This window comes from Amycolatopsis sp. NPDC048633, assembly GCF_040650695.1.
In the GTDB taxonomy this organism is placed as follows: Bacteria; Actinomycetota; Actinomycetes; order Mycobacteriales; family Pseudonocardiaceae; genus Amycolatopsis.
The window spans coordinates 19,453-42,373 of sequence record NZ_JBEZHS010000048.1 but is presented as its reverse complement, the minus strand read 5'-3'; the positions used below and the strand labels follow the sequence as shown (position 1 = coordinate 42,373).

General features: G+C 71.0%; 23 protein-coding genes. 12 read left to right on the top strand and 11 right to left on the bottom strand.

The annotated features are described in order from the left end of the window. Positions 1-24: 24 nt before the first annotated feature. Positions 25-591 (bottom strand): dihydrofolate reductase family protein, encoded by a 567-nt coding sequence (locus tag AB0C38_RS45290; protein WP_360686342.1) that lies wholly within the window; start codon positions 589-591, stop codon positions 25-27. Between the two features lie 211 nt (positions 592-802). On the opposite strand from AB0C38_RS45290, the gene AB0C38_RS45285 reads away from it, so the two are divergent. Together AB0C38_RS45285 and AB0C38_RS45280 are read left to right on the top strand one after the other, a co-directional pair. Next, positions 803-1,795, top strand: a complete 993-nt coding sequence (locus tag AB0C38_RS45285) for a zinc-binding dehydrogenase (protein ID WP_360686339.1) — start codon at positions 803-805, stop codon at positions 1,793-1,795. 40 nt (positions 1,796-1,835) lie between these two features. Then, positions 1,836-2,825, top strand: a complete 990-nt coding sequence (locus tag AB0C38_RS45280; RefSeq protein WP_360686336.1) for an RNA polymerase subunit sigma-70 — start codon at positions 1,836-1,838, stop codon at positions 2,823-2,825. 4 nt (positions 2,826-2,829) lie between these two features. Here the strand turns inward: AB0C38_RS45280 and AB0C38_RS45275 are convergent, their stop codons facing one another. Genes AB0C38_RS45275 through AB0C38_RS45245 form a run of 7 tightly spaced genes read right to left on the bottom strand, consistent with a single transcriptional unit; the run spans position 2,830 to position 10,497 of the window. After that, positions 2,830-4,161 (bottom strand): amidase family protein, encoded by a 1,332-nt coding sequence (locus AB0C38_RS45275; protein ID WP_360686333.1) that lies wholly within the window; start codon positions 4,159-4,161, stop codon positions 2,830-2,832. Next, on the bottom strand, positions 4,161-5,645 hold the full coding sequence (locus tag AB0C38_RS45270; protein WP_360686330.1) for an ABC transporter substrate-binding protein: 1,485 nt from the start codon (positions 5,643-5,645) through the stop codon (positions 4,161-4,163). Before AB0C38_RS45270 ends, AB0C38_RS45275 begins: the two co-directional genes overlap by 1 nt. A 6-nt stretch (positions 5,646-5,651) precedes the next feature. Beyond that, positions 5,652-6,773, bottom strand: coding sequence for a branched-chain amino acid ABC transporter permease (locus AB0C38_RS45265; protein ID WP_360686327.1), 1,122 nt, complete (start codon positions 6,771-6,773; stop codon positions 5,652-5,654). Next, positions 6,773-7,819 carry a branched-chain amino acid ABC transporter permease gene (locus AB0C38_RS45260; RefSeq protein WP_360686324.1) on the bottom strand — a complete coding sequence of 349 codons (1,047 nt, stop codon included), beginning with the start codon at positions 7,817-7,819 and terminating at the stop codon, positions 6,773-6,775. The genes AB0C38_RS45265 and AB0C38_RS45260 overlap by 1 nt, the downstream gene beginning before the upstream one ends. 22 nt (positions 7,820-7,841) lie before the next feature. Beyond that, a complete protein-coding gene (locus AB0C38_RS45255; protein ID WP_360686321.1) occupies positions 7,842-8,552 on the bottom strand; it encodes an ABC transporter ATP-binding protein in 711 nt (236 codons plus the stop codon). Further along, positions 8,549-9,313, bottom strand: coding sequence for an ABC transporter ATP-binding protein (locus AB0C38_RS45250; RefSeq protein ID WP_360686318.1), 765 nt, complete (start codon positions 9,311-9,313; stop codon positions 8,549-8,551). The genes AB0C38_RS45255 and AB0C38_RS45250 overlap by 4 nt, the downstream gene beginning before the upstream one ends. Next, a complete protein-coding gene (locus AB0C38_RS45245) occupies positions 9,310-10,497 on the bottom strand; it encodes a CoA transferase (protein ID WP_360686315.1) in 1,188 nt (395 codons plus the stop codon). The genes AB0C38_RS45250 and AB0C38_RS45245 overlap by 4 nt, the downstream gene beginning before the upstream one ends. Positions 10,498-10,642: 145 nt before the next feature. On the opposite strand from AB0C38_RS45245, the gene AB0C38_RS45240 reads away from it, so the two are divergent. Genes AB0C38_RS45240 through AB0C38_RS45230 form a run of 3 tightly spaced genes read left to right on the top strand, consistent with a single transcriptional unit; the run spans position 10,643 to position 13,092 of the window. Then, a complete protein-coding gene (locus AB0C38_RS45240) occupies positions 10,643-11,392 on the top strand; it encodes a GntR family transcriptional regulator (RefSeq protein ID WP_360686312.1) in 750 nt (249 codons plus the stop codon). A 13-nt stretch (positions 11,393-11,405) separates the two neighbouring features. Further along, a complete protein-coding gene (locus AB0C38_RS45235; RefSeq protein WP_360686309.1) occupies positions 11,406-12,161 on the top strand; it encodes an enoyl-CoA hydratase/isomerase family protein in 756 nt (251 codons plus the stop codon). 10 nt (positions 12,162-12,171) lie between these two features. After that, entirely contained in the window at positions 12,172-13,092 is a 921-nt protein-coding gene (locus tag AB0C38_RS45230) for an SDR family NAD(P)-dependent oxidoreductase (RefSeq protein ID WP_360686306.1), read from the top strand. A gap of 40 nt (positions 13,093-13,132) precedes the next feature. On the opposite strand, the gene AB0C38_RS45225 is transcribed toward AB0C38_RS45230, so the two are convergent. The 3 genes from AB0C38_RS45225 to AB0C38_RS45215 are packed head-to-tail and all read right to left on the bottom strand — an operon-like array spanning position 13,133 to position 15,422. Next, positions 13,133-13,378: a biotin/lipoyl-containing protein gene (locus tag AB0C38_RS45225; protein WP_360686303.1), complete on the bottom strand. Its 246-nt coding sequence runs from the start codon at positions 13,376-13,378 to the stop codon at positions 13,133-13,135. Between the two features lie 11 nt (positions 13,379-13,389). After that, entirely contained in the window at positions 13,390-14,403 is a 1,014-nt protein-coding gene (locus AB0C38_RS45220; protein ID WP_360686300.1) for a transketolase C-terminal domain-containing protein, read from the bottom strand. After that, positions 14,400-15,422, bottom strand: a complete 1,023-nt coding sequence (locus AB0C38_RS45215; protein WP_360686297.1) for a thiamine pyrophosphate-dependent dehydrogenase E1 component subunit alpha — start codon at positions 15,420-15,422, stop codon at positions 14,400-14,402. Before AB0C38_RS45215 ends, AB0C38_RS45220 begins: the two co-directional genes overlap by 4 nt. A gap of 129 nt (positions 15,423-15,551) precedes the next feature. Here AB0C38_RS45215 and ribB point away from each other — a divergent pair, with 129 nt between their 5' ends. From ribB to AB0C38_RS45180, 7 genes are all read left to right on the top strand, one after another. Next, positions 15,552-16,940: a 3,4-dihydroxy-2-butanone-4-phosphate synthase gene (gene ribB / locus AB0C38_RS45210; protein WP_360686294.1), complete on the top strand. Its 1,389-nt coding sequence runs from the start codon at positions 15,552-15,554 to the stop codon at positions 16,938-16,940. Next, entirely contained in the window at positions 16,934-17,437 is a 504-nt protein-coding gene (locus tag AB0C38_RS45205; protein WP_360686291.1) for a flavin reductase family protein, read from the top strand. The genes ribB and AB0C38_RS45205 overlap by 7 nt, the downstream gene beginning before the upstream one ends. 16 nt (positions 17,438-17,453) lie before the next feature. After that, complete coding sequence (locus AB0C38_RS45200; protein ID WP_360686288.1) at positions 17,454-18,554, top strand: LLM class flavin-dependent oxidoreductase; 1,101 nt, start codon at positions 17,454-17,456, stop codon at positions 18,552-18,554. Further along, positions 18,551-19,441 (top strand): SMP-30/gluconolactonase/LRE family protein, encoded by an 891-nt coding sequence (locus AB0C38_RS45195; RefSeq protein ID WP_360686285.1) that lies wholly within the window; start codon positions 18,551-18,553, stop codon positions 19,439-19,441. Before AB0C38_RS45200 ends, AB0C38_RS45195 begins: the two co-directional genes overlap by 4 nt. Next, positions 19,438-20,523, top strand: a complete 1,086-nt coding sequence (locus AB0C38_RS45190; RefSeq protein ID WP_360686282.1) for an LLM class flavin-dependent oxidoreductase — start codon at positions 19,438-19,440, stop codon at positions 20,521-20,523. Before AB0C38_RS45195 ends, AB0C38_RS45190 begins: the two co-directional genes overlap by 4 nt. Before the next feature lie 26 nt (positions 20,524-20,549). Then, on the top strand, positions 20,550-22,106 hold the full coding sequence (locus tag AB0C38_RS45185; RefSeq protein WP_360686279.1) for an AMP-binding protein: 1,557 nt from the start codon (positions 20,550-20,552) through the stop codon (positions 22,104-22,106). Between the two features lie 62 nt (positions 22,107-22,168). After that, the gene (locus tag AB0C38_RS45180; protein WP_360686276.1) at positions 22,169-22,846 is read left to right on the top strand and encodes a TetR/AcrR family transcriptional regulator; all 678 of its coding nucleotides are present in this window, start codon (positions 22,169-22,171) and stop codon (positions 22,844-22,846) included. The last annotated feature ends 75 nt before the right edge of the window (positions 22,847-22,921 follow it).

The window sequence follows — 22,921 nt, the reverse complement described above, 5'->3', positions numbered from 1 at the left end:
CGGCGTTGCCGGCGGGGCTTCTCATCACCTCGTCTCGTATCGGGTCAGCACCACGCCACCGGGAAACGTCCGCGTCTCCACGAGGTTCAGGTTGACCCAGCTGTCCAGCGCGGTGAAGAACGGCGTGCCGCCGCCCACCAGGACCGGGTAGGTGGCCAGGGCGTACTCGTCGATCAGCCCGGCCCGCAGGGCAGCCCCGGCGAGCGTCGCGCCGCCGATGCTCATCGGGCCGCCGTCCTCGGCCTTGAGCCGGGTGATCTCGGCGACCGCGTCGCCGGTGACCAGGCGGGTGTTCCCGTCGACCTTGTCGATCGTCGAGGAGAACACCACCTTCGGCGTGTCCCGCCAGTTCCGCGCGAACTCGATCTCCGCCGGGGTGGCGTCGGGCTGCTGGTCGCCGGTGGGCCAGTAGGAGCTCATCGTCTCCCACAGCTTGCGCCCGTACAGCGTCAGCTCGCTCGCCCGCTCCTGGTCGAGCCACCACTGGAACAGCTCGTCGCTCGGCGGCCCGCTCCAGCCGATGTCGACGCCGGGCGCGGCGATGTAGGCGTCCAGGGTCACGTTCATGCCGAAGATCAGTTTCCGCGTCATGCCAGCCTCCTGTGAGTCGATCTCATAGGTACAGACGGTCGCGGCGGGAAAACCTGATCGGTGCGCGCGAGCGCGCCGACCTCGCCACCCTCCGGGACTTGCCGTTCGCGAGTTGCCGTGGCGAGCGATTCCTTTTCGCGGTGGCCGAGGTCTACATGTCGGGAGACACGGTGCCGGTCTCCCTCATGGATGAACGAGAGGGCGATCGCCGATGAGTGTTCCCGCGACCATGTGCGCGCTGCAGCAGACTTCCCTGGACGGTCCGCAGGACATGCGCCTGATCACCGACGCGCCGGTGCCGGCACCCGGCGAGGGCGAGGTCCTGGTGCGGGTCGCCGCGGCGGGCGTCAACTTCGCCGACGTCTCCCAGGCCCGTGGCCTGTTCCGGGACGGTCCGCGGCCGCCGTACGTGGCCGGGTTCGAGGCCGCCGGTGAGGTGGTCGCCGTGGGCGCGGCGGTCACCGATCCGCAGCCGGGGACTCACGTCGTCGGTGTCGGCACCGGCGCTTTCGCCGAGTACCTGGTCCTGCCCGCCGCCGCGGCGATGCCGGTGCCGCCCGGCTGGACGGACCAGCAGTCGCTGGGCCTGGTCGTGAACTGGCCCACCGCGCTGGCCGCGCTCAAGCCACTGGGTGGCGTCACCGCCGGACAGACCGTGCTGGTCCACGCCGCGGCGGGCGCGACCGGCCAGGCCGCGGTCACCCTGGCCAAGCACTACGGTGCGACAGTCATCGCCACCGCGTCCGCGGGCAAGCACGAGGTCGTGCACTCGTTGGGCGCCGACCACGTGCTGGACGCTCTCGGCGGCGAGGTCGCCGCCGAGGTGCGGCGGCTGACCGGCGGCGTCGGCGCCGATGTGGTGCTGGAGTCGGCGGGGGGTGCCACGTTCGACACCAGCCTGGCTGCTGCCAGGCCGGTGACCGGGCGGGTGATCGTCTACGGCCTGGCGGGCGGTGAGGCGTCGATCACCAACTGGGACCTGGTGTACAAGCACCAAGTCCACCTCGTCGGCTTCAACATCGGTGTGCTCATCCAGTCCGCGCCGCAGATCTTCGGAGAGGTCATGGGGGAGCTGTCGGCCCTCATCGGCGCCGGCGTGCTGACCCCCGGCCGGCCCACCACGTACGCCCTGGCCGACGGCCCGAAAGCGCTCGCGGAGCTGGAAACCAGGGCCACCGTCGGCAAGCTCGCCCTGCTGCCTTGACGAATCCGATGGCGGCCACCACCCGTACTAGGCTCGCGGCGTGACGTCGCGTCCGAGTGAGGCGGTGAGCCGGTTCACCGCCGAGACCGAGCGGTTCCGGCGTGAACTGCTGGCACACTGCTACCGCATGGCCGGCTCGGCGCACGACGCCGAGGACCTGGTACAGGACACTTATTTACGGGCCTGGCGGTCGTACGCCGGATTCGAGGACCGGGCATCGATTCGGTCCTGGCTCTACAAGATCGCCACCAACGTCTGCCTGACGGCGCTGGAACCGCGGCGGAACCGGGTCCTGCCCTCGGGGCTGACCGGCCCGTACGGCGGCCCCGATCGCCGGCCGACTCCCGTCGCGCCGGGCGAGGTGTCGTGGCTGGAACCGTTGCCGGACGCGTGGATCGCACCGCCGTCCGACGAACCATCCGCGGTGGTGATCGCACGCGAGTCGCTGCGGCTGGCGCTCATCGCCGGCCTGCAGCACCTGCCCGCGCGCCAGCGGGCGATCCTCATCCTGCGGGAGGTGCTGGCGTTCTCCGCGGCCGAGACCGCGGAGATCCTCGGCACGACGACAGCGGCGGTGAAGAGCGGCCTGCAGCGCGCCCGCGCCCGGCTGGACGAGGTGGCCCCGGACCGCGAGGACCTGCTCGAACCGACGGATCAGCGAGCCCGTGCGCTGCTCGAGGGGTACATCGCAGCCTTCGAGCGCTCCGACGCCGGCCTGCTGGAACAGGTGCTGCGCACCGACGCCACCCTCGAAGCGACCCCCTTCGGCGACTGGCAGTCGGGTCGTGAGATGTGCATCCACGTGCTGGACGCGTTCGTGCTGGGCACCGCAGGCGACTGGCGGATGATCGCGACGACCGCCAACGCCCAACCCGCCGCGGCGGTGTACCACCGGGACGCGGCGGGCGTCCTGCGAGCCGACGGCGCTGTGGTGTTGGCGCCGACCAGTGCGGGGATCTCCCGCGTGGTCAAGTTCCACGACCCGGGGCTGGTCGCTACTTTCGGCTTCCCGCAGGTGTTCCCGAACTGACCTCTCACCTCGGGGGGACGTAGCCTCCCACCACCGACGACGCGTGCCGGGCGAAGGCCGTCGCCGTTGTGTCGGCGCCGTGGGCGGCCACCACCTGCATGCCGACCGGCAGGCCTTCCGGGGTGCGGCCGATCGGCATCGTCACCGTCGGGAGGCCCAGCACGCTGAACAGCCCGCACCAGCCGATCGTCGTCATGTGCGGGCGCACCACCCCGTCGATCTCGAGGACGCGGCTGCCGACGTCGCCGGCGTGGTCGTGGGGGAACGCCGGCATCGCCGTCACCGGGCAGAGCAGCACGTCGAAGTCCGCGAACCAGCGCGCCCACGCTTGCCGGGCGCGGGCTCGGTCCTCCGCTCGCGCCAGCCAGCCGCGATGGGTTCTCGTCGCGGGGGGAAGGCCCTCGTCCGGGAGGTTGTACGACACCGCCGCCAGGACCATGTCCAGGTGCAGATCCCACAGCTCCTCGAACGTCCCGGGCGGCTCGGCCTGCCGGACGTCCACACCGGACGACTCCAGCGCCTTCACCGCCGTGCCCAGCAGCGCCGCCGTCTCACTGCCGACCGGGCACGCCGGGTCGTCCAGCCACACCGCCGCCCGGAACGGGCCCGAAACCGGAGGCGTAGCAAGTCCACAGAGGACCGACAACACCAGGTCGAGGTCGTCCGCGCTGCGGCAGATCGGGCCGAGCACGTTGCCGTCCGGGGGCACCAGGCTCGGCGCCGCGTGGTCGACGTACCCCTCGCCCGGCACCAGGCCTGCCGACGGCTTCAGCCCGTACACCCCGCAGAAGTGTGCCGGGATGCGGATCGAGCCCGCGATGTCCGACGCCAGGTCGAACCCGCACAGCCCGTCCGCCACCGCCGCGGCGCTCCCGCCCGAGGACCCGCCCGGTGTGCGTGCGGTGTCCCACGGGTTGGCGGTCACGCCGAACACCTCGTTGGACGTCTGGATGTCGCCGCACCACTGCGGGACGTTCGTCTTGCCGAGGACGATCGCGCCGGCCGCCCGCAGCCGCGCGACGGCGACCGCGTCCTCCTCCGGCACGAAGTCCGCCAGCTCCGGCGCACCGCACGTCGTGCGGAGGCCGGCGGTGGCGAGCGCGTCCTTGACCGTGATCGGGACCCCGTGGAGGGGCCCGCGGCTGGTGCCGCGGGCCGTCTCCTCGTCGGCCGCCGCCGCGTCCGCCAGGGCCCGCTCGACGTCGAGCGTGACCACGGCGTTGAGGTCGGACGCGGCGGTCCGGTCGAAGTAACCCCGGACGAGCTCGCGGCTGGACACGGACTTCGCGGTCAGCGCCCGTGCCAGCTCGCGGGCCCCGGCGTGCGCCAGGTCCATCAGCCGCCCGCCTGCGCCTTCTCCCAGTTGCCGAGCTTGCCCTCGTTGTCGATGAGCGGCCCGGCGGTCTCGAAGTGGCCGGGCGCGGCCGGCGTGGCGCCGGTGTAGGTGTACATCTGCCCGGCCTCGAACGGGTAGGCGTCCTCCACGCCCTTGACCTTGCCCTTCACGCCCTTGACCATCAGCGGGTAGGTCGAGTCGTAGGAGTGCGCCGCCACGGCGATGTTCGCCCGCGTCAGGCCGCCCTTCATGGTCGAGGCGTCCTGCAGCACCTGCACGACGTACCAGGCCCAGAACCAGCCGTTGGCGGTCTGCCCGTTCGCCGGGTCGAGGCCCGCGCCCTTCACCGTGTCGGTGTACAGCTTGGCGAACTGGGTGTTCGGGTTGTCCGGGTCGCTCGGCGCGTAGTAGTAGCGCACGACGTTGGTGCCGTTGCCGGTCAGGCCCTGCTTGCCCAGCGGGGTGTAGGTCGTCTGGATCTGCGCGCACGGCTGGGCCGCGACCACGACCGGCTTCCACGACGACTTCTCGATCGCGCCGATCGCCTGGGTGCAGAACGTGCCGGCCTCGGCGATCACGACGGCGTCCGCCCCGGAGGCCGCCGCGCTGGTCACCTCGTTGTCGACGTTGGGCGCCGAGACGTCGTTGGTCTGCTCGTTGACGATCGTGAGACCCGGCGTCTGCTTGACCGCGCGCTTGAACCCGTTGATGTACGACGTACCGAGCGCGTTGCCGATCGAAATGGTCGCGATCTTCGCGCCCTGCGGGAACTTCTCCTTCAGCCAGGACGCCCAGACGCCGCTCTCGTTGTAGTAGTCGAGGCCGAACCCGGTCGTCCACGGGTACTTCTGCGGGTCGCCGAACGGGTTGTCCGAAGCGGCCACCTCCAGCTGGCCCATGCAGTTCTGGTTGGCGTAGTCGCGGAGGTTGAGGTTGTTCGGCGAGCCCAGCACGGCGAAGCTCGCCGCGTAGCCGTTGGACTGCACGGCCTGCTCGAAGTTCGTGCGCGTCTTGTCGGGCTGGTACTGGTCGTCCTTGACGTCGAGGGAGACCTTGCGGCCGGCGATGCCGCCGTGGGCGTTGACGTACCCGAGGTAGCTCTTGATGCCGTCGCCGATCTGGCCGTACGCGGCCAGCGCGCCCGAGTGCGGCATGCTCGTGAACAGCTTGACGTCGGACGCGGTGATGCCGGCGTTGTTGTCCCAGGTGGACGGACAGCCGGTCAGGTCGAGGTTGTAGCCGCCGGGTCCGGTGTAGACGCAGCTGCCGTCGGCGCTCAGGCCCCAGTTCTTGCTGTCGGGGTTCGGGACGGGGATGGTGCCGTCGGCCGGGGTGGTGGACTGCGCGGTGGCCGCGGGAGACGGCCCGCACTTCTTCGTGGCGGCCGCCTGCTTGCTGTCCTCGTGGGAACAGGCGGTGACGGACGCGGCAGCCGCGAGTCCGATGACCACGGTCGCGAGGCTTCGTTGCCATCTGTGGGTCATGGTGGTTCAGCCCTCTCTCAAGGCTGGTCGGGTGGGTGTGGTGGCGGTGCCGGTGAACCGGTGCCGCTGCCAGCCCTCTGGGGTGCGGGGGACGATCTCGAGCACGCGCCGGCGCAGCCGCCCGAGCCCGTCGATCACGCCGCCCGGCAGCAGGAACACGAACGCGATGAGCAGCGCGCCGGAGGCGATGCCCACGATCTGGCCGCCGTCGGGACGCCCCGACAGCAGGTCGAGCGACTGCGCCCAGTCCGCGATCCAGGTCCGCAGGACCACGAACACGATCGCGCCGGGCACCGCGCCGGCGATCGACGCGCTGCCCCCGGCGATCAGCGCGACGAGCAGGAAGATCGACAGGTAGAGGTCGAACCGCGAGTCGCTCACCGCGGGGACCTGGATGACGAGCAGGGAGCCGGCGACCCCGGCGAACGCGGCGCTCACCGCGAACGCGAAGATCTTCACCCGCGCCACCCGGATGCCCGAGGCGGCCGCCGACAGCGGGGCGTCGCGGACGGCGTGCATCGCCCGCCCGGTGCGGCTGCGCACGATGTTGCGGGCGATGAGGAACATGATCGCCGCGACCACGAGCACCGCGTAGTAGTGGTCGGTCGCGGGGCCGGTCTCGGTGTAGGGGTCGACGAAGAACCAGTCGGGCGAAGCCATCTCCTGCGGCACGAACTTGCCGTCGGTGCCGCCGGTGAAGCTCGGGAACTTGTCGACCAGGACGGGGAACAGGGCGGCGACGGCGAGGGTGACCGTCGCGAGGTAGAGCCCGCGGATGCGCAGGGCCGGGATGCCGACGACGGCCCCGGCGATCAGGCACAGCACGACGCTGACCGGGATCGTGGCCAGGTAGGGCCAGCCGTGGTCGGCGACCAGGATGACGGTCGTGTAGCCGCCCAGGCCCACGAACGCGCTGTGCCCCAGGGAGATCTGGCCGCAGTGGCCGGTCAGGAGCCCGAGGCCGAGGATCGCCACGCTGTAGCAGGCGATCTGGGTGAACGACTCGATCGTGCCGACCGAACCGGTCAGCAGCGGGAGCACGATCAGCACGGCCGCGGCGAGCAGCGCGGAGCCCCAGCGGATCCCGCGGTGTGCGCGGGTGCCCTCTTCGACGGTGAACGCGGCCATCACACCCGCTCCTGACTGCGGCGGCCGAGCAACCCGGCGGGTTTGAACTGCAGGACCGCGATGATGACGAAGAACGCGCAGCCGAGCCCGAACTGCCCGCCGAGCGCGGGGATGTACCCGGTCAGCAACGCGATGGCGAGGCCGACCAGCACCCCGCCGACGACCGAGCCGGCGATGCTGTCGAGCCCGCCGAGAGTCGCTGCGGCGAACGCGTAGATGAGGATCTTGTCCATGAACGTCGGGTCGAGGTAGGTCGTCGGCGCGGCGAGGCAGCCCGCGAGCGTGCCGACCGCGGCGGCCATCGCCCAGCTGCTCTGCACCGTCCGTCCGATGTGGATGCCGAGCAGCCGGGACGACTCGACGCTCGTGGCGACGCAGCGGAACGCGAGGCCGAGCTTCGTGCGGGAGAGCACGAGCTGCAGCACGACCACGACGACCAGGATCAGCACCGCGGTGCCGACGCTCGTGTAGTAGAGGCGCGCGCCGCCGATGCTGAAGAAGTCACCCGCGTCGTGCGGGAACAGCGTCGGGAACCCGCGTGGGTCGAAGCCCCAGATCAGCGCGGCAAGGGCGTTGAACGCGAGGTAGAGTGCGAGCGTCACGATGGTGATCGCGAGGTGGTTACCGGGGTCGAAGGGCCGGATGAGCACGCGTTCGATCCCGGCGGCCGCACCGGCGCTGACGACCATGGCGACGACGATCGCGAGCACGAGCGGCAGCGACCACTTCTCGGCGAAGGTGAAGGCGAGGAAGGTGCCGACCATCCCCATCGCGCCTTGGGCGAAGTTGATGACGCCGGTCGCCTTGAACACCAGCACGAGCGCCAGCGCGACCATGCCGTAGAGGAATCCGTTGAGGACACCGTCGGCGACGCGCTGCAGGTACAGCTGGAAGCCGCCGTCGATGATCGCGTAGACCGAGAACGCCGCCAGCAGCGCGGCGACGACGCCCAGGCCGTGGGCGGCCGAGCGCCGGCGCCGGGCCGCGAGCACGTCGCGGGGCCCGCCCGGGGGTGCTTCGGGCCTGCCGGTGGTGGTGATCGCCACGGGGGTCTCCTTCGAAGAGGGCTCAGTAGCCGAGGTAGGCGCGGCGGACGGACTCGTCGTCGCGCAGCTGCTCGGCGGGGCCGGCGACGGCGACCGTGCCGGCTTCCAGGACGTAGCCGCGGCGCGCCAGGTCGAGCGCCAGCGCGGCGTTCTGCTCGACGACGACCATCGCGACGCCGCGTTCCGCGCACACGCGCGCCAGGACGTCGAACAGCTGCCGCACCACGATCGGCGCCAAGCCGAGCGACGGTTCGTCGAGCAGCAGCAGCTTCGGGTTGCTCATCATCGCCCGGGCGATCGCGAGCATCTGCTGCTCGCCGCCGGACAGGCTCCCGGCCGACGTCGAGCGCCGCTGCGCGAGCCGCGGGAAGACGTCGTACCAGTAATCGGTGTCGGCCCGGACGTCCTTGTCCTTGCGGATGTACCCGCCCGCGCGGATGTTGTCCTCCACGCTGAGCTCGGCGAGGGTGCCGCGGCCCTGCGGGACCAGGGACACGCCGCGCCGGACGACGTCGTAGGTCGAGCGCCCGTCGAGGGGCTCGCCGCCGAAGGTGATCGTGCCCTCGGTGCGGACCAGCCGGCACACCGACCGCAGCAGCGTCGTCTTCCCGGCGCCGTTCGCGCCCAGCACGACGACGACTTCGCCCTCGTCGGCGGTGAGGTCGACCCCGTGCAGGCACTCGACCTCGCCGTAGAAGGCGCGCAGCCCGCGCAGTTCCAGCAGCGTGCTCATACCGCCGTCCCCAGGTAGGCCTCGATCAGCAGCGGGTTGTCGCGCAGCTCGGTGGGCGTCCCGGAGACGAGGTTGCGGCCGAAGTCCAGGGCCACCACGTAGTCCGAGATGTCCATGACGAACTGCATGTGGTGCTCGACGAGCAGGAGTGTGATGCCGTGCTCGTCGCGCAGCCGCAGCAGGAGCTCGCCCAGCTCGCGCACGTCGCCGTGGGTCAGGCCGCTGGCGGGTTCGTCGAGCAGCAGCAGCCGTGGCTCGCCGACCAGCGCGCGGGCCAGCTCGACCCGCTTGAGCGTGCCGAACGGCAGCCCGGCGCACGCGCGGTGCGCCACGTCCGCGATCCCGAAGTAGTCGAGCATCGCGTAGGCGCGGGCCCGCAGTTCGCGGTCCTCGCGTGCCCCGGTGAAACCGAGTGCCGAGGCGAACATGCCGACCTTGCCGCGCGCGTGCCGGCCGACCATGACGTTCTCCAGGACCGTCATACCCGGCCACAGCGCAAGGTTCTGGAACGTGCGCGCCAGGCCCAGCCCGCCGAGGTCGGCCGCGTGCCGCCGGAGCAGGTCCTCGCCGGCGAACGTGATCGAGCCGGACGCGGGGCGGATCAGGCGGGAGATCGTGTTGAACGCCGTCGTCTTCCCGGCGCCGTTCGGGCCGATCAGGGCGCAGATCCGTCCTTCGTGGACGGACAGGGACGCCGAGTCCAGCGCGGTGACCCCGCCGAACGTGACGGTGACGTCCTCGAACGTGAGCAGCGGCGTCATATCACACCGTCCGCGTGCAGCGTGGCGAGCGATTCGGCGTCGGTCCCGGCGAGCGCGGTGAGCACGTCGTCGGTGTCGGCGCCCAGCGGCGGGCCGGTGCGGGTGACCGCACCCGGGGTCCGGGAGAACTTCGGCACGATCCCGTTCATCGGCAGTTCCGTGCCCGCCGCGTTCTGCCGCCACAGGATCATGTCGCGGTCGGCGAACTGCGGGTCGGCCAGGATGGACGCGGCGGTGTTGATGCGCCCGACCGGCACGCCGTGCTGCTGCAGCTGCTCGATGAGGTCCTTGCTCTTGAGCTTCGAGCTCCACACCGAGATCAGCTCGTCGAGCTCGGCCATCCGCTCGCCGCGAGCACTGTGCGTCGCGTAGCGGGGGTCGGTCGTGAGGTCGGGCCGGCCCATCGCGGCGGCGAGCCGGGCGAACACCGTGTCGGCGTTGGCCGCGATGACGACCTGGGCGTCGTCCGCCGCCGGGTACACATTGGACGGTGCGACACCGGGGAGCACGCTGCCGCTGCGGGTGCGCAGCTTGCCGCCGGTGTGGTAGTCGGCCACCGTCGACTCCATGAGCGCGAACACCGCCTCGTAGATGGCGACGTCGACCTCCTGCCCGCGGCCGCTCGTGCCGCGTTCGGCCAGGGCGGCCAGCGCGCCGATGACGGCGAACAGCGAGGCGAGCGAATCGCCGAGGCTGATCCCGGCCCGCGCGGGCGCGTCGCCGGGAGAGCCGGTGGTGTACCGGATCCCGCCGACGGCCTCGGCGACGCTGCCGAACCCGGCCTGGCTCGCGCCCGGACCGGTCTGGCCGAACCCGGACACGTGCACCAGGACGATGCGCGGGTTGACTTCGGCGAGGCCGGCGTAGTCCAGGCCCCAGCGGGCGAGCGTGCCGGGACGGAAGTTCTCCAGCACGACGTCGCACGAAGCGGCCAGGTCGCGGACGAGCTGCTGGCCGCGCTCGTCGCGCAGGTCGACGGTCACCGACTTCTTGTTGCGCCCGATCGCGGGCCACCACAGGGATTCGCCGTCCTTGGTGACGCCCCAGTGGCGCATCGGGTCGCCGGCGCGCGGCGGTTCCACCTTGACGACCTCGGCGCCGTAGTCGGCGAGGAGCTGCCCGGCGAACGGACCCGCGATGAAACTGCCCAGTTCGAGGACTCTGATTCCGTGCAGGGGACCCACCGTCGCGCCACCTCTCGAATCGAAGGTAGACCCATATTGCACACAATCCAGCGGACGGACAAGGCTCCGTCAACACTTTTGTAGATTTCGATCCGGACGCGGCGCGGGGCGAACACGGCCGCTCACGGCGCGTACTCTCCCTCGGATGAGCACAGCGAAAACGGGGGTCGGCGCCGCGTCCTACGGCGGTGGGGTGCTGCCCGGGGCGAGGATGTCCGGGCCGATGCTGGCGTACTCGTCGATCCGCGGGTGGATCGTCGATGGGCGGCTCCGACCTGGGGAAAGGCTGATCGAGCAGCGGATCGCGGCCGAGTTGAACCTGTCGCGCACGCCGGTGCGCGAGGCGGTCCGGATGCTCGCCGCGGAGGGTCTCGTGGTGGCCGAGCACAACCGGGGCGCGATGGTGCGCACGCTCGACCGGCAGGACGTCCTGGACAGCTACGAGCTGCGCGCGCGGCTGGAGTCCTACGCGTGCGAGCTGGCGGCTTCGCGGGCCACCGCCGACGACTTGTCGGCGATTGACGAAGGCATCCGTGACTTCGGGAAAGCCTTGCGGCGCAAGGAGCTCGAACCCGTCGAGCGGACCCGGCTGATCGACGAGGCGAACCGCCAGGTGCACGCGGCGATCATCGGCGCGAGCCGGCACGCGCGGCTGGCGCACCTGCTGAGCAGTGCTGTCGACGCGCCTCTGGTGTTCAGCGCGTTGCGTGACTTCTCCCCGCGTCAGCTCGAGCGGTCGAACCTGTTCCACCAGCTCATCCGGGACATGATCGCCAAGAACGAGCCGCTGCGCGCGGCCCAGCTGATGCACGAGCACATCATGATGGGCCGCGACCAGATCCTCGCGAGCGTGCTTCCGGAGGATCCCGAACTTGTCAACGATGGTGTTGATTGAATACAATGACGACGTGTTGGAGTTCACTCGCATCCGCGTCGAGGTCGACGGCGGCATCGCCACACTGACCCTGAACCGGCCCGAGCACGGCAACGCCGTCGACGACGCGATGCACTCGGAGCTGACGCAGGTCTTCCCGGCCGTCCGGGCGGACGACAGCGTGCGCGCGGTCGTGCTGACCGGCGCCGGGGACACGTTCTGCCGGGGCGGGGACAGCAGCGCGTCGCGCACGTTCACGACGCTGACGGGGTTGACGCCGATCCAAGAAGCGCGGTTGATCGTGGAAACCTTGCTGGATCTGGACAAACCCGTGGTCGCGGCGGTGAACGGCGACGCGCTCGGGCTCGGCGCGATCCTCGCGACGCTCGCCGACGCGTCCTTTGTGGCGCCGACGGCTCGCCTCGGGGACCGGCACGTGGCCGGGGGCGTGACGGCGGGCAACGGCAGCGCCGCGCTGTGGCCGGCGCTCATCGGCGTCAACCGGACCAAGCGGCTCCTGCTGGGTGCCGAAGTCCTGACCGCTTCCGAAGCCGTCGACATCGGACTCCTCTCCGAGGTTGCGGACGACCCACTCGCTGCCGCCACCGCGCTCGCCGCCCGCTGGGCCGGGATGCCGCCGTTCGCCTTGCGGAGCACCAAATCCGTCATCAACGTCCACCTGAAGGACGCGGCCGCCCGCGCGCTCGGTTACGGCCTGGCGCTGGAGGAACAGGCGATGGCGGGCCCGGAGTTCGCCGCGGTGCTCGCGCAGCGCCGCGCCGCCACCTGAGGGAGAGCCGATGCTGGACTTCACCGGACGTGTCGCCGTCGTGACAGGAGCGGGGCAGGGACTCGGGCGGCAGTACGCGCTCGACCTGGCCCGCCGCGGGGCGAAGGTGGTGGTCGACGACGTCGCCGCGGCGGTCGACGGCACCGAGAGCGGGGTGAATCCCGCGGACGCCGTGGTCGAGGATATCCGTGCGTTCGGCGGAACCGCGGTGGCCGAGTGCGCGAGTGTGGCCGATCCGGCGGGTGGCGCGTCCATCGTGGACCGGGCAGTCACCGACTTCGGGCGCCTCGACATCCTGGTCAACAACGCCGGGATCGCGCGGACCAACGAGTTCGGCTCCATCGAGTACGACGATGTGCTCGCGTCGCTGCGGGTGCACCTGCTCGGCGCCTTTCACACGCTCTTGCCCGCGTGGAAGCTTTTCCAGGCACAGGGCGAGGGTGCCGTGGTGAACACGACGTCCGCCGTGGGCGTGTTCGGGCAGCAGCGGTCCAGCGTCTACGCGGCCGGGAAGATGGGCATGGTCGGGCTGACCCGGGTGCTGGCACTGGAGGGCGCGCGGTACGGGATCCGCGTCAACGCGATCGCTCCCGTCGCGCGGTCGCGGATGGCCGGCGGCGTCTACGGGCGGCTGGACGACCGGCTGGACCCGGAGTTCGTGTCCGCCGTCGTGCTGGCGCTGGCCCACCCGTCGAGCACGGCTTCCGGCGAGGTCGTGTCGGCGGGCGGCGGGCGGATGTCCCGGTTGATTTTCGCGGCCACCGAAGGGTTCTTCTCCCCGGAACTGGACGACGACGTGGCGGCGGCGCGGCTGGCCGAGGTGTGCGCGGACGAGCGGGTGGTGGCGGTCCCGGGCTGCGCGATGGACGAGATCGACCTGATCCGCGCGAGCTACCCCGACCTGACCGGCTTCACGATGACCCCGCGCTGAGCGGGGCTGCTCCGGCGGGAACCGGAGCAGCCCATTGTTCTCAGGCCGGGGTTTCGATCACGCAGAGCACTTCGCGGACCTCGACCACGTCGCCGCTGTCGCCCTTCAGCTCCCGGATGATGCCCGCCACCGGGGCGGGGATCACCTGCCGGGCCTTCTCCGCCTCGATCTCGACCAGGTCCGCGTCGAGAGCGACCTCCTCGCCCTCCTCGACGTACCAGTCGATGATCTCCGCGTCGCTCATCCCCATCGACAGCTGGGGGAGCCGTACCTCGTGCCGCGCCATCCGGGTTCTCCTCAGGAATCGAAAGTGCGTCGCACGGCGGCGACGATCTTGGCCTGCGTCGGGTAGATCTGCTTCTCCAGCGCGGGGCTGAAGGGGACGTGGGTGTCGTCGGTCGTGACGCGCACGACGGGGCCGCGCAGCGCGGAGAAGCAGTCTTCGACGACCCGTGCCGAGATCTCGCTCGCCGCGCTGCACGTGCGGTTCGCCGGGTCGACGACCACGCACCGGCCGGTCCGGCTCACCGACTCCAGGATCGTCGGCCAGTCCATCGGCACCAGCGTCCGCGGGTCGATCACCTCGGCGCTGATCCCTTCCGCTTCCAGTTCGGCTGCCGCTTCCAAGGCCAGCCACGAACCGAGCCCGATGCCGACGATGGTGACGTCCGTGCCGGGCCGCCGCACCGCCGCGGAACCCAGCGGCACCAGGTGATCCGCGTCGGGCGGCACCGCCGGTCCGCGGCCCTTGCGGCCCCACAGGTTCGCGTCCTCGAAGCACAGCACCGGGTTGTCGTCGCGGATCGCGGACTTCAGCAGCCCCAGCAGGTCCGGCGCGGTGGACGGCAGGATGATCTTGAGCCCCGGCACGTTCATGAACATCGGGTACGGCCGGTCGGCGTGGTGCCCGGCCGTCCCGCCGTGGTAGTACAGCGCGGCCCGCACGACGACGGGCAGCTTGGCCTGGCCGCCGAACATGTAGCGGGCCTTCGCCAGCTGCGACACGAACTGGTCCATCGCGCCGAACACGAAGCTCGCCACCGTCAGGTCGACGATCGGCCGCAGCCCGGCCATCGCGGCGCCGGCGGCGACCCCGATGGAGCCGGCCTCGGCGAGCGGCAGGTCGCGCACGCGTGACGGGCCGAACGCCTCCAGTGCGCCCGCCGCCGCGCCGAACACATTGGCGCGCAGGTCCTGGCCCATCAGGATCACGCCGTCGTCGCGGGTCATTTCTTCGTGCTGCGCGCGGTTGATGGCCTGCAGGAAGCCGAGCTGCTGGGCCCGGGCCGGCCGTTTGGTCGGTGCGCTCACGCGGTCACCTCCGAGGGTGCGTAGATGTCGGCGTAGGCCGCTTCGAGGGGTGGGAAGGGCGATTCGCGGGCGAACTCGACGGCTGCGTCCACTTCGGACTTCACCTCGTCGTTCAGCTGCTGGAGGTCGTCGGCGGTGAGCACGCCCCACTCGAGCACCTGGTGGTGGAACAACGTGATCGGGTCGACGGTGTCGAACCAGCTGTCCACAACGGACTTGTCGCGGTAGGGCTGGGGGACCACGAGGCCGTAGGCGTGCTCGTGGAACCGGTATGTCTTCGCCTCGACCAGGCTCGGCCCGTCGCCCGCCCGCGCGCGCGTCACGGCGTCCCGCGTGGCGCGGTACACGGCCAGCACGTCCTGCCCGTCGACGACGACACCGGGCATCCCGTACCCGGCCGCGCGCATCGCGACGTCCGGCACCGATAGGGACTCCTCGGCGGTGACGCTCACGGCGTACCCGTTGTTCTCGCAGAAGTAGATCACCGGCAGGTCCCAGATGCCGGCCATGTTCATCGACTCGTGCAGCACGCCCTCGCTGGCCGCGCCGTCGCCGAAGAAGCACAGCGCGACCTGCCCGCTGCCGCGCACCTGCGCGGCCAGCGCGGCGCCGGTCGCCACCGGGATCGCCGAGCCGACGATGCCGGACTCGCCGAGGCTCCCGACGGAGAAGTCGGCCAGGTGCATGCTGCCGCCCTTGCCGCCGCACACGCCCGTCGCCTTGCCCAGCAGCTCGGCCATCAGCGCGCCGAGCCCGGCGCCCTTGGCGATGGGGTGGCCGTGCGAGCGGTGGTTGCCGGTCATGTAGTCCGACGTCTCCGTCGCCAGGCACGCGCCGACGACGGCGGCCTCCTGCCCGATCGACAGGTGCACCATCGCCGGCAGCTCACCCGCGTGGAACAGCGCGATGGTGGCTTCCTCGAACTGGCGGACGCGCTGCATCCGCCGCATCAGCTCGCGCGCGAGCGCGGCCCCTTCCGGGCCGCTCAGCTCCACGGGGGGAGCGGTGCTGTCGGTCATGTGCGTGACCCCTGTCTTCTCTGACGTGAGCGGGAAGCGCTGTTGTCAGCGTAAGCGTTGACGCAGGATACGGGAAGGGGTTACCGTCAGCGTCAACACAAGCGATGACGCACTTCAAGGAGCGGCGCGATGGCAGACACCGTGCAGGACGCGCTCGACGCATTCACCCGGGGCGAGTTCGTGGTCGTGCTGGACGCGGCGGACCGCGAGAACGAGGCGGACCTCGTGCTCTCCGCCGCGCACATGACGCCGGAGAAGATGGCCTTCCTGCTGCGGCACACCACCGGGATCGTGTGCGTGCCGATGCCGGCCGCCCGCGCCGACGCCCTCGGCCTCCCGCTGATGGTCGCCGACAACACCGACCGGCACCGCACCGCGTTCACGGTCACCGTCGACGCCCTGGACGGCACCACGACGGGGGTGAGCGCGGCCGACCGCACCGCGACGGCCCGCCGGCTCGCCGACCCGGCCGCCCGCCCCGAGGAGTTCGCCCGCCCGGGGCACATGTTCCCGCTGCGCGCGCACGCCGACGGGGTGCTCGGCCGGCCCGGCCACACGGAGGCCGCGGTCGACCTCGCCCGGCTGGCCGGGCTCGACCCGGTGACGATCATTTCCGAGCTGAGCCGCCCGGACGGCGAGATGGCGCGCGGCGACGACGTACTGGACTTCGCGCGGCGCTACGGGCTCCCGGTCATCGGCATCGCCGACCTGATCGCCGCCCGCCGCGAAGCCCTCGAGGTACCCGCGATTTCGCTGACCGCGCGGCCGGTGCACCCCGAGCCCGGTGGCAGCGAGCACTTGATCCGCCGTGAGGCCCTCGAGGTCCCGGCGATCTCCCTGACCGCGCGGCCGGTAAACACCGGGCCCGACGACGGTGAGCACCTGCCCCTCCGCGAGGCCGAGGAAGTGCCCGCGATCCCGCTCCCCACCGCGCACGGCGAGTTCACCGCGCGCCTGGTGCGCACCGAACCCGACGGTGGCGAGCACCTCGTCCTCACCCTCGGCGACCTCAGCGGTGACGAGCCCGTGCTCGTCCGGGTGCACTCCGAGTGCGCGACCGGTGACCTGTTCGGCTCCCTGCGCTGCGACTGCGGCGAACAACTCCACTCCGGCCTCGCGGCGATCGCCGCCGCCGGGCGCGGGGTGCTCGTCTACGAACGCGGGCACGAGGGCCGGGGGATCGGCCTGGCCGACAAGTTCCGCGCCTACGCCCTGCAGGACCGGGGCGCGGACACCGTCGACGCAAACCTGCGCCTCGGCCACCCGGCCGACGCCCGCGACTTCGGGCCCGCCGCGCGGGTCCTGCTCCGCCTGGGGGTGCGGGCGGTCACGCTGCTCACCAACAACCCGGACAAGGTGCACGCCCTGCGCGAGGCCGGGCTGAGCGTCGCCGCGAGGCCGCTGCGCACCGTGCCCGCCCGCGAGAACGTCCGGTACCTGCGCACGAAGCAGGCCCGTCTGGGGCACGACCTCGCGCTCGAAGACGGCCTGGCCCCGACCGGGAGCCAGCCGTGGTGACCGCGGTGACGCCGGACAGCTTTCGGCAGGTGATGCGCCACCTCCCCACCGGCGTCGCGGTCGTCACCGCCGCCGGTGCGGAAGGGCCGCTGGGCCTGGCCGTCGGCTCGTTCGTGTCGGTCTCGCTCGAACCGCCGCTGGTCGGGTTCTTCGTGGCCCGCACCTCGACGACCTGGCCGCGGATCGGCCCGCTGGGCCGGTTCTGCGTCAACGTCCTCGGCGAGGACGGCGAAGGCACCTCCCGCGCCTTCGCCGTCTCCGGCGGCGACAAGTTCGGCGGCGTCACCTGGTCCGATTCACCGCTGGGCTCACCCGTCCTCGACGGCGCGCTCGCCTGGTTCGACTGCACGACCCACTCCGTCACCGACGCCGGTGACCACGTCCTGGTCCTGGCCGACGTCCACGAGCTGGGGGTGGCCGACGCCGGCCGCCCGCTCATCTTCTGCCACGGCACCTACCAGCGGCTGGGACCGCACCCGAGCACCTCCCGAGTCTGAAAGAAGGTCACGGCCGATGCGAGTCGGATACACGAGCATCTTCCAGGGCGGCGGCGACGCCAAGGACGACCAACGCGTCTACGCCGACGAGTTGCGCCTCTGCGAGCTCGCGGAGCCGCTGGGCTTCGAAATGCTGTGGGGCGTCGAGCACCACTTCACCTCCTACACGATGTGCCCCGACCCGATCCAGTTCCTGTCCTACATGGCCGGTCGCACGAAGAACATCCTGCTGGGCTCGGGCGCGGTCATCCTGCCGTGGCACGACCCGGTGCGCGTCGCCGAGCAGGTCACCATGCTCGACCTGATGTCGGGCGGCCGGTTCATCTTCGGCATGGGCCGGGGGCTGGGCCGGATCGAGTTCGAAGGCCTGCGCATCCCGATGGACGAATCGCGCGAGCGCTTCGTCGAGTCCGCCGAGATCGTGCTGCGCGCGCTCGAGACCGGCGTCCTCGAAGCGGATGGCAAGCACTACCAGATCCCGAAGCGCGACCTGCGTCCCCGGCCGGTGAAGTCCTTCCGCGACCGGCTCTACGCCGCCGCGGTGTCGCCGGAGTCGGTGCGGATCATGGCCGACGTCGGCGCCGGCATCCTCATCAACCCCCAGAAGGACTGGGAGGAGGTGTCCGCGGACATGCGCCAGTACCGCGAGCAGTTCCGCGAGCTGAAGGGCGTCGAGGCGCCGGCCCCGATGGTCACCGGCTGGGTCTGCTGTGACCCGGACCCGGTCAAGGCCAAGGACATGGCGCAGCAGTACATCGGCGGTTACTACGAATCGGTCATGTCCCACTACGAGCTGGGCGGCCGGCACTTCGCGGCTACGCAGGGTTACGAATACTATCGGTCGCTGGCGTCCTACATCCAGAACAAGGGCTCCGACCGGGTGGTCGAGAACTTCATCGAGCTGCAGATCTACGGCACCCCCGACCAGTGCTACGAGCGCATCGTCGACATCCGGTCCAAAGTGGGCAATGACGGGTTCAACGCGGTCTGCTCGTTTTCGGGCATGACGACGGAGATGGCGGAGGCCAACATGCGGCTGTTCGCGAGCGAGGTCATGCCGCGCGTCAAGGAGCTGCCGCGCTACTCGTTCGACGAGGCACCGGCGGGCGCGTCGTGACCGGCGCCCCACGGGTCGTCGCGAGCGGCCTGCGCTTCCCCGAGGGCCCGACTCCGCTCGGTGACGGCGCGATCGCCGTCGTCGAGATGAAGGGCGAGGCGGTCAGCCGCGTCGACCCGGACGGCACGGTCACCCGCCTGGGTGACTGCGGCGGCGGCCCCAACGGCAGCGCGCTCGGCGCGGACGGCGAGCTGTACGTCGCCAACAACGGCGGGCTCTCGGCCGAAGGCACCGGTTACTGGCACGCCCCGCGGCAGCTCGCGGGCTGCGTGCAGCGCGTCGATCCCGATGGGACGGTCACCCCGGTGACCGGCGAACTGCCCGGCCCGGCGCCGCACCGGCCCAACGACCTGTGCTTCGGCCCCGACGGCACGCTGTACGTCACCGACAGCGCGAACTGGGAAGACCTGCGTAACATCCGCCCCGGGCACGTCGTCGCGATCGCCGCCGACGGCAGTGTCGCCGGCTCGGCCGAGGTCCCGGCGATGCCCAACGGCGTCGCGTTCGGCCCCGACGGGCGGCTGTACCTGGCGCAGTCGCTGACCCGCAAGATCCTCGCCTTCGCCGTCACCGGCGGCGAGTTCGGCGCACCCGAGCAGATCCTCAAGTTGCCGGCCGGCATGCCCGACGGCTTCTGCTTCGACGGCGACGGCACGTTGTACGTCTGCGGCAGCATCGGCAACGCGATCTTCGTCTACTCCGGCGGCGAGCTGAAGGAAACGATCGAAACGGGCGACGGCACCCAGCCGACCAACTGCTGCGTGGGCGCGGACGGCCGGCTGTACGTCACCTACGGGCTCACCGGGCAGCTGGTGGCCTTCGACCTCGGGGTCACCCCGGCGGCCCCGCACACCGGGTCGGTCAACGCAGTCTTGGAGGATTCGTGAAGCTCGCCCTGATGTACGAGCTGCCCGTGCCCAGGCCGTGGACGCAGGACAGCGCCTACAACGCCTTCGAGAACACGCTGCAGCAGATCGAACTGGCCGACCGGCTGGGTTTCCACAGCGTCTGGACCGTCGAGCACCACTTCCTCGACGAGTACTCGTTCTCCAGCGCGCCCGGCGTGTTCTACGGCGCGATCGCGGCCCGCACGGAGAACATCCGCATCGGGCACGGCGTGCGGCTGCTGCCGTTCCCGTACAACCACCCGGTGCGCGCCGCCGAGGCCGCCGCCACCGTCGACGTCCTCTCCAAGGGCCGCCTGGAGTTCGGCACCGGCCGCTCCGGCACCCGCGTCGAGATGGAGGGTTTCGGCATCAAGCCGAACGAGACCCGGCCGATGTGGGAGGAAGCGCTCGAAGTCATCGTCGGCGCGTGGACGGAGGAAGAGTTCAGCTGGGACGGTGAGTATTTCAAGCTGCCTCCGCGCGGTGTCGTCCCGAAGCCGTACCAGAACCCGCACCCGCCGATCTGGGGCGCGACGTCCAGCGCCGAGAGCCACGTGATCGTGGGGCAGAAGGGACTCGGGCTGCTGTCGTTCTCCGTCGCGATCCCGCCCGAGGCGCTCACCAAGCGGATCAGCCGCTACCACGAGGGTCTCGAGCAGGTGGAGCCCGTCGGGAAGTTCGTCAACAACCGCATCGCCACCTTCGCCCAGGCCCACTGCGCGGAGACCACGCAGCAGGCCCACGACGACGCGCGCACGGCGTTCCCCTGGTACATCCAGAGTTCGCTGAAAACGATCGCCGAACTCGGGGCCTGGCGGGAAGGCACCAACCTCGGCAGCTACGAGTACGCCAAGAAACTGCTGGGCGGCATGCAGATCGAAGATCTGACGTTCGACTACCTGACGCAGAACGAAACCGTGCTGTGCGGCGACCCCGACCACTTCGTGGGGATGTGCAAGCGGTACGAGGCCGTCGGCGTCGACATCCTGCTGCTTCTCGTGCAGAGTTACGACATCCCGCACGAGAAGGTCATGCGTTCCATCGAACTGATCGGTACCGAGGTTCTCCCCAAGCTCACTTAGCGACGAGGCGGCACAAGGGAGTGCGCATGTCCGTCCAGCAGAACTCGCGGATGTCGGACTGGATCCGCATCAACGCGAGCACCGTCCCCAAGAGACCCTGCTTCGTCACCGACACGGCGACCTACACCTTCGGCGAAGTCAACAGCCGGGTCAACCGGCTCGTCTCGGTCCTGCGGCGGATGGGGGTGGGCAAGGGCGACCGGGTCGCGCTGTTCGCCACCGACTCGGCGCAGTACGTCGAGACGCTGCTCGCCTGCATGAAGCTCGGCGCGGTGTACGTCCCGCTGAACTTCCGCCTGGCCGGGCCGGAGCTGCAGGCCCTGCTGCGCACCGCCGAGGCGAAGGTGCTCTTCTTCAGCGACCGCTACACCGACCTGGTGCGCGGGGTGGACGTGCCGGGGCTGAAGACGACGATCAGCTACGACTCCCACTCCGGCGACGAGTCCTACGAGTCCCTCGTGGACACCGGCGACGACGTCGAGGTCGACGTGCCGATGTCGGACGACGAACTCGTGTGCCTGGCGTTCACCAGCGGCACGACGGCGCTGCCGAAGGGCGTCATGCACTCGCAGCGGATGGCCAAGCACATGGTCATGCAGTGCATCGTGGAACGGGCGATGACGAGCATCTCGTTCCACTACTCGGCGGCGCCGCTGTTCCACGTCGGCGGGATGCTCTACACGCTCTCCGGCGTCGCGCGCGGGCACACCTCGCTGGTGCTGCCGGCGTTCGACGCGCCGACGGTCGCGCACTGGATGGCGCGTGGCGGGCTCGACGGCGTCTTCCTGGTGCCGACGATGATCGACACGCTGCTGCACGAGCCCGCGGTGGCCGATCCGGCGAGCGACTTCTCCCGGCTCGGGTCCATCGGCTACGGCGCCGCGCCGATGTCGCCGTCGCTGCTGCGCCGGGCGATGGACCGCTTCCAGTGCGACTTCATGAACATGTTCGGTGCGGGCACCGAGGCGGGGCTGCAGACCGTGCTCACCCCGGAGGACCACCGGCGCGCGCTCGCCGGCGACGAGCACCTGCTCGGGTCCATCGGCAAGGCGGGCATGGGCGTGGTGCTGCGGCTGTGCGACCCGGAGAACGACACCGAGCTGGTCGACGTCCCCGACGGCGAGGTGGGCGAGATCGTCACCCGCGCCGACGCCGTGATGTCGGGTTACCTCGGCCAGCCGGAGGAGACCGCGAAGGTGCTGGTGGACGGCTGGTTCCGCGGCGGCGACCTGGCCTGGCGGGACAAGGAGGGCTACCTCTACCTCAACGGCCGCAAGAAGGACATGATCATCCGGGGCGGCGAGAACATCTACCCCGTCGAGATCGAGCACGTGCTCGGCGGCTACCCCGGCGTGCGCGAGGTGGCCGTGGTCGGGGTGCCGGACGAGCACTGGGGCGAGATCGTGCGCGCCCACGTCATCCTCGAGGACGGCGCGGCCCTCGACGTCGACGAGGTGCGGGCCTGGTGCCGCGCCCGGCTGGCCGGCTACAAGGTGCCGGCCCGGTTCTCGCTGGAGGCGGACTTCCCGCGCAACGCCAGCGGGAAGGTCCTCAAACGCGAGCTGCGCGACCGTGCGGGCTAAGGTGGGGGCGGCAGGAGCCCCGGTGCCGGGGCCGCACCGAGGGCAAGGGAGTCCGATCGCCAGTGGCCGCGCCACGCCGTCGCCGCACCGCGGCGACCGACCCGGAGAGCGACATCGCCCGCAGGCGGCTCGAGCGCAGGCAGGCGAGCGGCCGCCGCTCGGACGTCCGCTGGGCGGAGATCCTGGCCGGCGCGGGCCGGGTGTTCGCCCGGCTCGGCTACGGCCAGTCGACCCTCGAGGACGTCGCCGGCGAGGTCGGCATCAGCCGGGCGACGCTCTACTACTACGTGGGTACCAAGGAGGAGCTGCTCGTCGGGCTCCTGCACGATCCCATCGAGACGATGCGCACCCGGCTGGAGGAGGTCGCGGCCCTGCCGCTGCCCGCCCCGGAGCGCCTGGCGGCGGCGCTGCGCGAGTACGTGCGCACGATGGCCGAGCTGCCGGAGCTGTTCGTCTTCCTCTCGGAGAACGTGCACCAGGTGATGACGGGCCCGGAGGCCGACCACATCCGCGACAACGCCGACCGCTACGGCCGCACGCTCGCCGAGGTGATCCGGTCCGGCGCGAAGGCGGGGGAGTTCCGCACGGACATCGACCCGTCGGTGGCGGTGCTGGGCATCATCGGCATGTTCAACTGGATCCACCGCTGGTACAACCCCGAGGGCGAACGCAGCCTGGAGGACTTCGGCGAGGACTTCATCGAGATGTCGCTTTCCTCGCTGACGCCCAAGAACAGCTGACACCCGGGGCCGCTCCGGACTTCGAGCGCCCCAATGTGGCCTTGGTTGCGTTGGACGCACCGAAGGCCACATTGG